Origin of the sequence: Evansella vedderi (genome assembly GCF_030813435.1) — a bacterium.
Lineage (GTDB): Bacteria > Bacillota > Bacilli > Bacillales > Salisediminibacteriaceae > Evansella > Evansella vedderi.
Window position 1 is genome coordinate 29,271 of the sequence record NZ_JAUSUG010000007.1, and the last position, 12,682, is coordinate 41,952.

13 protein-coding genes are annotated in these 12,682 nt (G+C 37.2%); 9 read left to right on the forward strand and 4 right to left on the reverse strand.

Translation table 11 applies throughout. From position 1 onward, the window contains the following. Positions 1–23: 23 nt before the first annotated feature. Positions 24–356 (reverse strand): MFS transporter, encoded by a 333-nt coding sequence (locus J2S74_RS10020; protein WP_307324969.1) that lies wholly within the window; start codon positions 354–356, stop codon positions 24–26. A 94-nt stretch (positions 357–450) separates the two neighbouring features. On the opposite strand from J2S74_RS10020, the gene pxpB reads away from it, so the two are divergent. From pxpB to ppc, 9 genes are all read left to right on the forward strand, one after another. Beyond that, a complete protein-coding gene (gene pxpB, locus J2S74_RS10025; RefSeq protein ID WP_307324972.1) occupies positions 451–1,176 on the forward strand; it encodes a 5-oxoprolinase subunit PxpB in 726 nt (241 codons plus the stop codon). Between the two features lie 7 nt (positions 1,177–1,183). Beyond that, positions 1,184–1,945, forward strand: a complete 762-nt coding sequence (locus J2S74_RS10030) for a LamB/YcsF family protein (RefSeq protein WP_307324976.1) — start codon at positions 1,184–1,186, stop codon at positions 1,943–1,945. 7 nt (positions 1,946–1,952) lie between these two features. Continuing rightward, positions 1,953–2,912 (forward strand): 5-oxoprolinase subunit C family protein, encoded by a 960-nt coding sequence (locus J2S74_RS10035; RefSeq protein ID WP_307324979.1) that lies wholly within the window; start codon positions 1,953–1,955, stop codon positions 2,910–2,912. A gap of 32 nt (positions 2,913–2,944) precedes the next feature. Continuing rightward, positions 2,945–3,952 (forward strand): zinc-binding dehydrogenase, encoded by a 1,008-nt coding sequence (locus J2S74_RS10040; RefSeq protein WP_307324981.1) that lies wholly within the window; start codon positions 2,945–2,947, stop codon positions 3,950–3,952. A gap of 134 nt (positions 3,953–4,086) precedes the next feature. Next, positions 4,087–4,524 (forward strand): SRPBCC family protein, encoded by a 438-nt coding sequence (locus tag J2S74_RS10045; protein WP_307324984.1) that lies wholly within the window; start codon positions 4,087–4,089, stop codon positions 4,522–4,524. A 149-nt stretch (positions 4,525–4,673) separates the two neighbouring features. Then, on the forward strand, positions 4,674–5,426 hold the full coding sequence (locus tag J2S74_RS10050; protein ID WP_307324987.1) for a sulfite exporter TauE/SafE family protein: 753 nt from the start codon (positions 4,674–4,676) through the stop codon (positions 5,424–5,426). A 112-nt stretch (positions 5,427–5,538) separates the two neighbouring features. Further along, complete coding sequence (locus J2S74_RS10055; RefSeq protein ID WP_307324989.1) at positions 5,539–6,669, forward strand: NAD(P)/FAD-dependent oxidoreductase; 1,131 nt, start codon at positions 5,539–5,541, stop codon at positions 6,667–6,669. A gap of 81 nt (positions 6,670–6,750) precedes the next feature. Beyond that, entirely contained in the window at positions 6,751–6,948 is a 198-nt protein-coding gene (locus J2S74_RS10060) for a hypothetical protein (RefSeq protein WP_307324992.1), read from the forward strand. 316 nt (positions 6,949–7,264) lie between these two features. Further along, the gene (gene ppc, locus J2S74_RS10065; RefSeq protein ID WP_307324995.1) at positions 7,265–10,012 is read left to right on the forward strand and encodes a phosphoenolpyruvate carboxylase; all 2,748 of its coding nucleotides are present in this window, start codon (positions 7,265–7,267) and stop codon (positions 10,010–10,012) included. Positions 10,013–10,153: 141 nt separating this feature from the next. Here the strand turns inward: ppc and J2S74_RS10070 are convergent, their stop codons facing one another. The 3 genes from J2S74_RS10070 to J2S74_RS10080 all read right to left on the reverse strand — a co-directional run bounded on the left by J2S74_RS10070 (position 10,154) and on the right by J2S74_RS10080 (position 12,618). Further along, on the reverse strand, positions 10,154–10,318 hold the full coding sequence (locus tag J2S74_RS10070) for a hypothetical protein (RefSeq protein WP_307324998.1): 165 nt from the start codon (positions 10,316–10,318) through the stop codon (positions 10,154–10,156). 30 nt (positions 10,319–10,348) lie between these two features. Next, positions 10,349–11,368, reverse strand: coding sequence for an AimR family lysis-lysogeny pheromone receptor (locus tag J2S74_RS10075; RefSeq protein WP_307325001.1), 1,020 nt, complete (start codon positions 11,366–11,368; stop codon positions 10,349–10,351). 206 nt (positions 11,369–11,574) lie between these two features. Then, entirely contained in the window at positions 11,575–12,618 is a 1,044-nt protein-coding gene (locus J2S74_RS10080) for an AimR family lysis-lysogeny pheromone receptor (protein ID WP_307325005.1), read from the reverse strand. Between the last annotated feature and the right edge of the window lie 64 nt (positions 12,619–12,682).

Genomic DNA, 12,682 nt, shown 5'->3' on the forward strand with positions numbered 1-12,682 from the left:
TAAGGCAGTAATTAATCCAATTTTTAGTGGGTATCTTGTTTAACAATTCCAGGCAATAACACATTACCTATCGTAATACCAATCCCGATAATAGCTGTTCCAATAAATAAGGTAGGAATGTAACCCATCGATCGCATTAAAATTCCAATGGTTAAAATGATTAATGCAATGAATACTGCCGTTTCGTTGCCGATAGCACGCCCGATTTTAGGAGCGATAGTAGAAAGGAGGGCAAAGGCAAGTAACGGCAGTGTCGTAAGTAATCCGACAGCAGTATTGGAAATACCTGTGTCTAAGCGGATGGAACTAATTAAGGGACCTTTCAATGTATGAACGATTAATCCATAATAGTTCACTTACATTAAGTCATATGGTAATAATAAAACAAGAAGGTGTTTACGATTTTTAGGTAGAAAGTTACATGTAATTGATAACAGGTGGTGATGTAGTATGAATATTTCTCCATTGGGAGATAAAGCGCTTCGGATTGAATTAGGGAAGGAAGTATCTCCTGAAATTAATCATAAGATACGAAGCTTTATATTAGTATTAAAAAGAGAATTGATTCACGGGGTAAAGGAGTTGGTTCCTGCATATTGCACGGTAACCTTATTTTATGACCCAATGTTAATTACATATCATGAACTGACAGCTAAATTGTATAAATTGAAGGAACATTTAGGGAGTATCGAACTTCCCCCAGCTAAAATCATTCATATTCCCACATGTTATGGAGGGGAATTCGGCCGTGATCTTCATTATGTAGCAGACTTTCATGGCATAAGTGTAGAGGAAGTCATCTCCCTTCATTCTAAAACAAGCTATTTAATATATATGATCGGATTTTCCCCAGGTTTCCCTTACTTGGGAGGGATGTCGAGACAGCTTGCTACACCAAGATTAGACATTCCTAGAGAAAGAGTGGCAGCTGGGTCTGTTGGTATAGCGGGGGAACAAACAGGAATCTATTCTGTAGAAACTCCTGGTGGGTGGAGAATTATTGGAAAAACCCCATTACGACTATTTGACCCGGATAATATCCCTCCCATATTACTTGAGGCTGGTAATTATATTAAATTTGATCCCATATCACCAGAAGAATATTCCGCTATTGAACATCAGGTAAAAGAAAAAAATATAAGCCTATTTATGAGTTCATTACATAAAGGGGAGTGAAGAGACTGTGTACAAAGTAGATTTAAATAGTGATTTAGGAGAAAGTTTCGGTGTATATATGATCGGACAGGATGAGGAAATTTTAAAGGTAGTAACCTCAGCAAATATTGCTTGTGGATTCCATGCAGGGGACCCAGATGTGATGTGGAAAACAGTGAAAATGGCAGTTGAAAACAATGTTGGTATCGGTGCTCACCCGGGTTTTCCAGACCTCCAAGGATTTGGAAGAAGGGATATGAGGGTATCACCTAAAGAGGTTTATAACATGATGGTTTACCAAATAGGGGCGCTAAATGCATTTACAGAACTTCATGGTGGGAGGTTGAATCATGTGAAACCCCATGGGGCATTGTACAATATGGCTTCCGCATGTAAAGAATTAGCGGAGGCGGTTGCTGAAAGTATTTATCATTTGAATCCAAGGCTCATATTGTTTGGTTTAGCTGGAAGTGAGCTGGTGAAGGCAGGCAGGAAGTTGGGACTTTATGTGGCAGAGGAAGTATTTGCAGACCGAACGTACCAGCGGGATGGAACATTAACACCACGCTCTTTCCCTAATTCCATGGTTAAGGATCCTGACGAAGCGGTGGAAAGGGTAATTAAAATGATAAAGGAACAGGAAGTTGAGACTATAGATGGAACCGTCATCCCTATACAGGCTGATACCATATGTGTCCATGGGGATGAACCAAGTGCCTTGCGTTTTGTGAGGCATTTAAGGGCTAGTCTTCATGAAAACGGGATATATGTAGAAAAAGTCGGAGGGTAGCAGGGAGATGGAATTTTTGAAAGTAGTGAAACCGGGACTTTTTACAACTGTGCAAGATTTAGGAAGGGAAGGCTACCAGGAATATGGGATTGTAGCAGCAGGGGCAATGGATTCTTTTTCTCTGCAAGTGGGAAATATTTTGGTTGGTAATAAGGAGGGAGAAGCGGGTTTAGAAATAACCCTCCTTGGACCGGAATTACATATAGTAAACGATGGAGTTATCGCCATATGCGGTGCCAATCTGTCCCCAAGTATTAATGGGGAGCCAGTACCCATATGGAAGGCAATAAAGGTGAAGAAAGGACAGTTTTTAACATTTGGGGAGCGTAAGACAGGTGCTAGAGCCTATTTAACTATTGCAGGTGGGATTGACGTGGAACCTGTTTTTGGAAGCAAGTCTACTTATGTTAAGGGGGGAATGGGTGGTTATCAAGGTCGTCCCCTTCAGAAAGGAGATTTGTTAAAAAAGGGAAAAGATTCGTTCGAGGATAAGGGGAAATATATTGGTAGAGCATTGTCTACTAAATATACACCTAGATATGGAGGAACGAAAACCTTAAGGGTTATTCCAGGTCCAGATATAGGATCCTTTACGGAAGAAGCTCTTATGTCGTTCTTTTCCTCCACCTATGATATCTCGAGAGAGGCAGACCGGATGGGGTATCGACTGAACGGAAAAAAATTAACTCATAAACGGAATGCAGACATTATTTCCGATGCCATTTCCTTTGGGGCTATTCAAGTTCCCGCCAATGGTCAGCCGATTATTTTGATGGCTGACAGGCAAACGACGGGAGGGTATGCCAGAATTGGAGCCGTCATTTCTGTAGACCTTCCCCTTTTAGGGCAACTTATTCCAGGGCAGAGTGTCACCTTTCAGAAAATTAGTATAGAAAAGGCTCAGGAATTATATAGAAAAAAGCAGAAATGGTTCCGATATTTCAAGCTGGAAACAAGAAATGTGTGAATGAAAACAATAGAAAAGAGGTGTAGTCTTCTGTGAAAGCAGTAGTCATTAGGGAAACGGGTGGAACAGAAAAGCTGTTATTAGAGGAAGTTCCTATACCGAAAGTTGGCTGCGGAGAGGTATTAATTCGATTACATTATGCTGCCATGAATCGAAGGGATATTTTTGTTAGAATGGGCCTATATCCTGGAGTGAAATTTCCATCTATACCAGGAGCCGACGGTGCTGGTGAAGTTGTTTCTGTAGGTGAGGGAGTTAAAGGGTTAGGAAAGGGTTCTAACGTGTTAATAAACCCAGCCCTTAATTGGGGCGATAATCCTCGGTTTACTGGTAAAGAGTTTTCCATTTTAGGTGTACCTACTGATGGAACCCATGCTCAGTATGTAAAGGTACCTGCAGAAAATGTCGTTAAAAAGCCAGCATTTTTAAGCTGGGAAGAAGGGGCAGCTCTCCCTTTAGCAGGCTTAACCGCCTACCGTGCATTGTTTACGAGGGGAGCACTGAGGGAAGGAGAGACTGTAGTTATCCCAGGAATAGGCGGCGGTGTAGCCACCTTCCTTTTGCAAATGGCTGTGGCTGTTGGGGCAAAGGTCTATGTCACCTCTAGTGATGAGAAAAAAATCGAACAAGCTGTGAAATTGGGAGCAAAAGGTGGAGTGAATTATCGCACCCCTGATTGGGGAAAGGAACTAAAGGAGATGACTGGTGGTGTAGATATTAGTATTGATACTATTGGAGGAGATACCTTCAATCAACTCATACATCTTGCAAGGCCAGGGAGCAGAATTGTCACATTTGGTGCAACAACAGGCCCAGTTCCAAATTTAATTATGCCGATCGTTTTCTTGAAGCAGCTAGATATCTTAGGAACAACGATGGGAACCCCTGAAGAATTTCAAGGGTTGATAGATTTCTATGAGAAACATAGCATTCATCCCATTGTGGATACTATATTTCCCTTAGAGCAAATACAAGTAGCACATCATTATATGGAACAGGGAAATCAGTTTGGGAAAATTGTATTAAAGATTCCTCAATAAGAATGTAATGAAGTTACCAATATTAGTAAGTTTAAGTTGTTCTAAGTTTCTTTCCCCTCCATATAAATAAATGTAAAAACACTACATGGTACAACAACTATAGTCACCATTACAAAAGGGGTGCTTTCCACATTATGAAAACAATTGAGTACAGTGTCGTGATTCAAAAACCAATTTCAGATGTATTTGCCTTTATAGAAGATTTAGAAAAGAGACCCACTTGGGAAACGGGAGTAGTGGAGGCGAAGGTAATTTCAGGAGAATATGAAAAACCAGGCTCAGTTATTCAAATTACTAGTAAGGTTTTAGGGAAAAAAATAAAAACCGTAGCGGAAGTATTAGAATATAAGAAGAACGAGGCCGTTGTCTGTCGAGCAGATAAACCATTTCCTCACGAAGTAGCTAATCTATACGAAGAAGTAGAGGGAGGAACGAAGTTTACAAGAAGGGCAAAGGCTGATCCTAGCAACTTAAATAATTTCGTTAAGGTGGGATCTTCCCTAATATTAAAGAAAATTGAGAAATCATTTACAGAAACGGCTGATAATGCCAAAACCGTTTTGGAAAAATAAATCTATTATCCTGCTGACTAAGATCAGTGGGATTTTTTCATGGACAAATAGTTGAATTAAGATTAGAAAAAAATCTCTTTGTAACTCATGTAGATATACCCGTATAATGAAACTGTTACATATTTCGTTTTCCTAAGGGGATGGGCAAAATGATGTTTGATTTATCTTGGACTACTATATTGATAGTTTTTTTATGTGCCATTTTAATAGGTGTCTCTAAAACGGGATTACCAACATTAGGTATACTGGTAGTGGCCACAATGGCAACAATTTTTCCAGCAAGGGAATCTATAGGAATTGTGCTACCTATGTTGATTACTGCTGATATTATTGCCGTAAGTTACTATCGTAGAAGCATCAATTGGAAGACGTTATTCTCTATGATTCCATGGGTATTAGGGGGAATTTTAGCTGGCTATGTCCTTTTATATACGATTGTAGAGAGTAGACCAATCGAAATTATTTTGGGGGTTATTGTTTTAACTTTAATTACTGTACAGTTTATCAGGGAACGTTGGGGCGCTAAATGGCTTGACAATATGCCAAAATCAAAGGCATTTATCGTTGTTATGGGAACTCTTGCTGGATTTACAACCATGATCGGGAATGCTGCAGGTCCTATTATGGCCGTTTTTCTAATTGCTTTAGCCCTTCCCAAGAAGGAATTTATCGGGACAGGTGCCTGGTTCTTCTTATCTGTAAATTTAATTAAAGTTCCAATGTACCTGCAACTAGGTTTAATTACTGGAGAAACATTGACCTTTAATGCCTGGCTTATTGTTCCAATCTTAGTTGGTACCTTTTTAGGTATTAAGTTTTTACCGTTGATTCCTCAAAAACACTTCAATATAATCATTTTAATTCTAGCGGCCATAGGTGGTATTCGACTATTGATTGCATAAAAGATTAATGTCCTTGATTTCTTTTGGAATCAGGGACGTTCCGTTGTTTACGGAACTTATTTTTTGTAATATTAAACTAGGTTTAAGTTAGAAGAGGAAAAGGTGTTTACATATGAGATCATTTATTGTAGTTGGTGCAGGAATATTAGGGGCTTCTACAGCGTACCATTTGGCCAAGTTCGGAGGCAAAGTTACAGTAGTGGACCGAAAAGATAAAGGACAAGCAACAGATGCAGCTGCTGGAATTGTGAATCCGTGGTTAACACAGCGCCGAAATAAGGCCTGGTACCGACTGGCAAAGGGAGGCGCACGCTATTACCCCAAATTAATAAAGGCTTTGGAAGAAGATGGAGAGACTAATACTGGTTATGCTAGGGTGGGGGCAATAAGTTTACAAACGGATGAGCTAAAACTAAATAAAATGGAAGAACGGGCTAAATTGCGAAAAGAAGATGCACCTGAAATGGGGGAAATTAGGCGGTTATCCTCAGAAGAAACAAAGGCAATGTTCCCTCCTTTGGCGGATGGTTTTGGGGCTGTTCATGTAAGTGGTGGAGCCCGTGTTTATGGAAGAGATCTTAGGAACGCCCTTTTAAGGGGAGGAGAAAAACATAGGGCAAAAGTTATAGAGGGTAATGCAGAGCTTCTACATAATGGTAAACGTGTTATAGGTGTAAAAGTGGGGGGACAAGAAATATTAAGTGATAAAGTCATTGTTACTGCAGGTGCTTGGGTGAAAGAACTATTAGCACCTTTAGGGATAAATTTCTTGGTAACTGGACAAAAAGCACAAATTATTCATCTTGAACTAAGTAGTGTTGAGACGGAAAAGTGGCCTGTAGTAATGCCTCCCAATAATCAATATATACTTGCCTTTGGTGGAGGGCGTATTATAGCAGGGGCAACTCACGAAGATGATGTTGCATTTGATACTCGTGTAACGGCAGGTGGTATACATGAAATTTTAGATAAAGCCTTAAGGGTTGCCCCAGGACTTGGGGAGAGTTCTATTCTGGAAGCAAGGGTAGGCTTTCGACCATTTACACCGGAATTCCTTCCTGTAATCGGCCCTGTACCTCAGTGGGAAGGATTGTTAGTCGCAAATGGATTAGGTGCTTCAGGGTTAACGGTAGGACCTTACTTAGGTTCTGAGTTAGGAAAGCTTGCACTAGGATTGGAAATGGAGCTTGATATTACTGACTATGATGTTGCTGGTGCCATAGATATTCATGGAATTTCCTGAAAACTTATCAAAAATATGTATGTTATCTAAAGTATATAGCATTCTAATACTAAGACATTTTTCAAAAGAGAGGTATTTTGAATGCTTAAGTACAATGTAGTGAAAAGTGGTATTGTAATTTTGGCCATATCCAGCTTTCTATTCTTTACTGATTATGGAATTGTCATGGCGGCAGGAGAAGAGACAAATAGTGTGGGAGTAACTATGACACTAATACTCCTGTTGGTTGTGGCGGTATTAGCTTTCTCCATGTATAGAAAGAAAAGAAATAACAATTAATTTAGGGGGATCTGTATATTACTTACAGATCCCATTTCAAACTTCCATGATTATTCCCAAAATGGGATTGCCAAAATATTAGTAGAGTGATAGATTCTAGGTAATTAGATTTTTTAAAATACCGTATATTTTCGAAATATAAAAAATAATAGTGCGAATAAATTGATTATTCTATGCATTTTTTGGTATGATTATTAGCATACTCGCAAGTGCTAACATGTATGGAAGAGACAGTTCGTGTTTGCTGAGACATGAATTGTCTTTTTCATTAATTTAAAATGAAAAGGAATCAGTAGTTTTTGGAGGGGATGATACCATGATAAACACAGCAGATAATAACTCTCTTTTACGAAATGATGTAAAGAAGCTAGGAAATATTTTAGGAGAAATTCTAGTACATCACGGGGGAATTTCACTTTTTAACAAAGTTGAATCTATAAGAGAAACAACAAAGGATTTAAGAAAAAACTTCAATGAAGAATCCTATAAAAAACTAAAAGAAGAGATTAGCAATTTAGAATCACCAACTCGTCAGCATGTGATTCGTGCCTTTGCCGTTTATTTTCATCTTGTTAATATTGCAGAACAAAACCACCGAATTCGCCGTCGCAGACAATACCAGCTGCAAGAGGATGGGAAGGCTCAACCCTTTTCCATTGAGGGGGCTGTCTCTGCTATTAAGGAAAGTAAGTTACCGAAGGAATTGATTCAGCAAGTTTTAGATGACTTATCCATAGAATTAATTATTACTGCACACCCTACAGAAGCTACTAAGCGTACTGTATTGGAGATTCAAAAACGAATTTCAACAATTTTACAACAGTTTGATAATCCACTTTTAACAAAAAAGGAAAAAGAATACTTAGAAGAAAGCCTATTTAATGAGGTAACAGCTCTTTGGCAAACGGATGAACTACGTCACCGTAAGCCTACGGTGTTAGACGAAGTGAAAAACGGTCTCTATTATTTCGATCAAACATTATTTGATGTGTTACCGGATGTTCATCAAGAACTAGAGACACAATTAGGTGATTACTTTAGTAATCATAAGTGGAAGGTTCCTAATTTTATTCATTTTGGTTCATGGATTGGTGGAGACCGGGATGGTAATCCAAATGTTACCCCTGAAGTTACTTGGGAGACATTAAAATTACAAAGACAATTAGCATTGAAAAAATATGATGAAGCACTTGTAGATTTAATGAGGCGTTTTAGCCAGTCAACTTCCCGCGTATTCATTGATGAAAAATTAATAAAGTCAGTTGAAAAAGACGAAGCTGCTTATTTAGAAAAGGGAGAAACTTGGCCGGTAGAAACGGAAATTTACCGAAGAAAATTTGCAGTAATATTAAAACGTCTTAGAAATGTAGGGGAAACAGAGTTTGGTTATAAAAAATCAGAAGAGTTACTAGAGGACTTAGAGCTTATTAAGACAGTAGCTGAAAAACATCAGCCTTCAGATCGCAGATTGAAAACAATCCGAAAATTAATTCGTCAGGTACAATTATTTGGATTCCATTTAGCCACATTGGATATTAGAAATCATAGTGGGGAGCATGAAGCTGCAATATCAGAAATATTAAGGGTAGTTAATATTACAGAGGATTATGCATCCCTTCCAGAATGGGAAAAGTTAGGGATCTTACAGAAGGCATTAAGTGATCCAAGACCACTAATGTTATTGCATGAGGATTACTCTAAGGAAACGCAAGAAATCTTTAAAGTTTTCCAAATGATTAAAGAAGCCCATGAAGAGTTCGGAAGCCGTTCTATAGAAGTATATTTAGTGAGTATGACACAATCTTCCAGTGATTTGCTAGAAGTACTGTTACTTGCGAAAGAGGCAGGTATTTATCGTCTCCATGCCAATGGGGAAGTGGAAAGTGGTATTCACGTTGCGCCATTACTGGAAACGATTGATGACCTCGTTGCCGGTCCCGAAATTATGAAGACACTGTTTGAGATGGACATTTATCGTAATCATTTAAATGTACGTGGAAATCACCAAGAAATCATGTTAGGTTACTCTGATGGAAGTAAAGATGGGGGAACCTTGACGGCGAACTGGAAGCTTTATAAAGCACAACAAGAAATTCATGAAATGGCACGTGAATTTAAACTTCGCTTAAAGTTTTTCCATGGCCGTGGAGGATCTTTAGGTCGAGGTGGTGGACCATTGAACCGTAGTATTCTATCACAACCAGCAGAAACATTGGGGGATGGAGTGAAAATAACGGAACAAGGAGAAGTTTTATCGTCTCGGTACCTCTTAGAAGACATTGCTTTCCGTAACCTTGAACAGGCTGCTTCTGCATTGCTTGAAGCTTCTGCGAAAGCGAAGCAAAAGCAAGGGAACGGTCTAGATAAGGACTGGGAAAAAGCGATGGAGGAAATATCTAAGGAAGCTTTAGCTAAATACCAATCCCTTGTCTTTGGAGATAAGGACTTCTTAACTTACTTTAAACAGGCAACTCCTTTAAGGGAATTGGGAGCTTTAAATATAGGTTCACGTCCAATGAGTCGAAAGGGCAGTGAACGCTTTGAAGATTTAAGGGCGATTCCATGGGTATTTGCATGGACACAGTCCAGACAAATGATTCCAGCATGGTACGCTGCTGGTACAGGACTTCAGTCCTTTGCTTCTCAATCTGAAGATAACTTAGAGTTGCTCCAGACAATGTATCAAAACTGGCCGTTTTTCCAAGTAACCATTAATAACCTTCAAATGGCATTAATGAAAGCGGACATTACAACGGCGGAAGAATATAAAAACTTAGTTAAGGATAAGAAAATTGGTGATCGAATCTTCCAAGATATTTCCGATGAATACGACCGTACGAAGGAGATACTATTAAAGATTACAGGTACAGAAAATTTACTGGATCACAAGCCGAATATTCGTGAATCTGTTCATCGTCGTAATCCTTATGTTGATCCGCTAAACTTCTTGCAGGTGGATTTAATTCAAAAAATGAGAGAATCGGAAGAGCAATCAGAAGAATTGTTAACAGAAGTATTATTAACCATTAGTGGAGTTGCAGCAGGCTTGGTTAATACAGGTTGATAATTAAAATATATGTTAAGAAATCAGTAGTAAATAAAATTAAAAACAGCACCTAAAGGTGCTGTTTTTAATTTTAGAATGTGATATTTGAAGGGGAGGCTAGTGAAAAGTGGGAATAAAAAAGAGAAGGGAGGCCCTTCTCTAATTTAAGTCGCTTGAATCAACGGATCTTACTCTGAAGCTAGCGTCAGCATAGGCAACTTCTGTTGTTTGAGAATTAACAACTTCATCCACAACGTCGGTTGCAAATGGGACAGTAACTACAAATGTAGATGTAAATAAAATTCCAATAAGAAACTTTTTCATTTTAAAACACTCCTTTTATTAAATTTTATTTTAAACACTTAATGCTGATAATAGCATGGTGTCTACACCCTTTTCTTTTAATGCTAGTAAAGGTAATTGCCTAAAGAAGTGATCTCCAGATTTACTAAAGAATTTAATTGATTCATAAAAATATTTTTCTTCCTTCGTTGCTAGTCCAAGATAGTAATAATAGTACCCAGATGTAAAATCATCCTGTAAGTTACTTTCAACATTTTTCAAACTCTCAATAGCTGATTTTTCATCCCCATTTTTAATTAATGAGAAAACAACTATTAAGTGGTCTGTGATTGACTGATTCTTTACAAATTCTACTTTTTGAGTGTGCCCCCAATAAATCCTAACAAAATTTTTGAGGCGTTTAATATTGTGTATTTCTTGGTGTCGTTGGATATTATTTAGTATATTTAATGATTGGTTAAAATAGTTAATAGACTCATTGTAGTTTTCAAGAATATAGGAAGTGCCCAGGTTTTTAAATGCAATTGCTCTCATAATTGGCGTTGGAGCAATTTTTATTATGTTTTGACCAAATGATCTCGATTTTTCTAACTGATTCAAATGTAAATGCACACTTTGCATTGCTAAGTCTAAACGAGATTGAAGGGAATCTTTCATGTACCCCTCATCTAGAAGCTTAATTTCTTCATTAATTAGGTCACTAAGTATCTCGATCATTTGGAATGCTTTTAAGTCGTAGTAGTTATATAACTGAAAAATTTTCCTTAGTATGGACATTTCCTGTGAGTTGCATGTTATGTAGGTTAGTCGATTAGTTGATTCTATCAAGCTAATTTCATTTTTACATACTAAATTATCAATATTGTAAATCTCGGCCCATTTCTTACTTTCTTCACTACTTGAATGTGAAAGTTTTTCTATTAGATATTCCAATAATTCTATTTTACTGTTACTAACTGCATACTCTAAGGAAACTCGAGCTAAATAACTATTTGGGTCTAGTTCTTTTATAGATTGTTCAATGTTTTCTGTAGACCTAAAAAGATCATCAGAAGTCTGTTTTTCTACCATCTATCTACTACCCCCTTAAGCTATTGGGACTATTCATATTTAAAACTATATCATACTTATGTAATTTTCTAAAAGAATGCTTAGTATATGTTGATGAAAAATAATACAAAAGACTCAAACTCCAGAAATATGAACTGAGTCTATTCTATTTTACTCCGTTAGATAAAAATAAAGATAGGGAAATTCCTCTCTCTTCGCTATTATACTTAATTAAGCGCACTTAATACAGAGATTAGAATAGGATCTTCTCCATTTTCTTTGAGTGCTAATAAAGGTAATCGACGGAAAAAATGATCTCCAGTTTTACTGAAATATTTAACTGATTTATAGAAATATTTCTCATCATCAGCTAAGCCACGATAGTAACAATAAAAAGCGTATTGAAAATCGCTATCTATTTGATTTTCTATATTATTTAATATTTTGATTGCTGAAGCTTTATCCCGATTTTTTATTAGAGTAAAGGAATAGACTAGCAAATCGTCTAGTGATTCATTAATGGACTCTTTATTAATCCATGTTGCTCTTTCGGGCTTATTCCATATACCATGAATTAAATTGGTCATTCTTTGTATATGTTTTATTTCTAAATGATCAATTTGATAACTACAAATACATTCCATTGACTTTTTTAGATAGTAGATAGAAGCATTATAATTTTCAAATAATAGGGATGTCCCCAAGTTTTTATAAGCTAGTGCTTTCATTACAGGTGTAGGTGCAATTTCTTTGAGGTTTTTACCATAGGCTCTGGATTGGTCTAATTGATTTAAATGCAGATAAACACTCTGCATCGCTAAGTCTATTCGTGCCTGTAAGGAATTCTTCATATAATTATTGTCTAATTGTTTAATCTCTTCCGTAATTAATCCACTTAGAACAATTACCATTTTTACAGCCCTTAAATCATAGTAATGGTATAATTGAAATATTTTTCGCAAGATAGACATTTCTATGGACTCACATTTAAGATAAGTAAGCTTGATACTAGCGTCAATTGCTGTAATTACATTCTTACAGGCTTGGTTATCTATATTATATACCTCTGCCCACTCTCTGCTCACTGCATTGTCGCATTTTAAAAGCTTGTCAATAAGGTATTCATGTAAATCCAATTTACTATTGGATACGGTAAACTCTAAGGCAAGTCTTGCTATGTAGCTGTTAGGGTCAAGTTGTCTAATTAATTCATCGCTCTCCCCTGAAGCCTGGAATATATATTCAGTTATTTCTTCATGTTGTTTTTTCATATAATCACCGGCTCTCCATACTTTATCCTAGTAAATACAGTAATTTTATCATAGAATTGTATTA

Coding starts and splice junctions, on each gene's coding strand:
- pxpB (WP_307324972.1), top strand. CDS start 451: ATGAATATTTCTCCATTGGGAGATAAAGCGCTTCGGATTGAATTAGGG.
- J2S74_RS10035 (WP_307324979.1), top strand. CDS start 1,953: ATGGAATTTTTGAAAGTAGTGAAACCGGGACTTTTTACAACTGTGCAA.
- J2S74_RS10045 (WP_307324984.1), top strand. CDS start 4,087: ATGAAAACAATTGAGTACAGTGTCGTGATTCAAAAACCAATTTCAGAT.
- J2S74_RS10050 (WP_307324987.1), top strand. CDS start 4,674: ATGATGTTTGATTTATCTTGGACTACTATATTGATAGTTTTTTTATGT.
- J2S74_RS10055 (WP_307324989.1), top strand. CDS start 5,539: ATGAGATCATTTATTGTAGTTGGTGCAGGAATATTAGGGGCTTCTACA.
- J2S74_RS10060 (WP_307324992.1), top strand. CDS start 6,751: ATGCTTAAGTACAATGTAGTGAAAAGTGGTATTGTAATTTTGGCCATA.
- ppc (WP_307324995.1), top strand. CDS start 7,265: ATGATAAACACAGCAGATAATAACTCTCTTTTACGAAATGATGTAAAG.
- J2S74_RS10070 (WP_307324998.1), bottom strand. CDS start 10,318: ATGAAAAAGTTTCTTATTGGAATTTTATTTACATCTACATTTGTAGTT.
- J2S74_RS10075 (WP_307325001.1), bottom strand. CDS start 11,368: ATGGTAGAAAAACAGACTTCTGATGATCTTTTTAGGTCTACAGAAAAC.
- J2S74_RS10080 (WP_307325005.1), bottom strand. CDS start 12,618: ATGAAAAAACAACATGAAGAAATAACTGAATATATATTCCAGGCTTCA.